This window comes from Mesorhizobium sp. M7A.F.Ca.AU.001.01.1.1 (genome assembly GCF_004022735.1).
GTDB classification, from domain to species: domain Bacteria; phylum Pseudomonadota; class Alphaproteobacteria; order Rhizobiales; family Rhizobiaceae; genus Mesorhizobium; species Mesorhizobium ciceri.
The window spans coordinates 1-604 of sequence record NZ_RZPF01001317.1; the positions used below are offsets into that span (position 1 = coordinate 1).

General features: G+C 66.7%; 1 protein-coding gene. It reads left to right on the forward strand.

The annotated features are described in order from the left end of the window. Positions 1-604, forward strand: a 604-nt coding sequence (locus EN884_RS37910; protein WP_128361228.1) for an aldehyde dehydrogenase family protein, incomplete at both ends; no start/stop codon positions are given.

The following is a 604-nucleotide window of genomic DNA, read 5'->3' on the forward strand; positions in this document are numbered from 1 at the left end:
GCTGGAAACCGTCGGCGCTATCCCTGCTGCGACAGACGGCGAGATCGATACCGCACTCACGGCCGCGACGAAGGCGCAGGCCGCCTGGAAGAAGCTCGATGCCAAGAGCCGGGCCAAGCATCTGCATGCCGTCGCCAACGCCATCGAGGCGGCGGACTTCACGCGTTGCGCCGAGCTGATGGTGCGCGAGATGGGCAAACCCTACCCCGAAGCGATCGGCGAGATCGCCAATTGCGCGCCGATCTTCCGCTACTATGCCGAGATGGCGCGCGACGATGCCGGCAAGATCGCCGGCACGACGCAGGCCGGTTCGTTCCAGTATGCGCGCTACGAACCTTACGGCGTCTCCGTACACATCATGCCCTACAATTTCCCGATCCTGCTGATGTGCTGGACGGTCGCCGCATCGCTCGCCGCCGGCAATGCCTGCATCATCAAGCCGGCCGAGGCGACGACGCTCTCGACGCTGGACTACATGACCGTGTTCCGCTCGCTGCCAGAGGGGCTGGTCTCCTGCCTGCCCGGCGGAGCGGCCACAGCGCAGGCGCTGATCGCCTCCGACCGCACCCATGCCGTTGCCTTCACCGGCTCGGTCGCCGCAGGC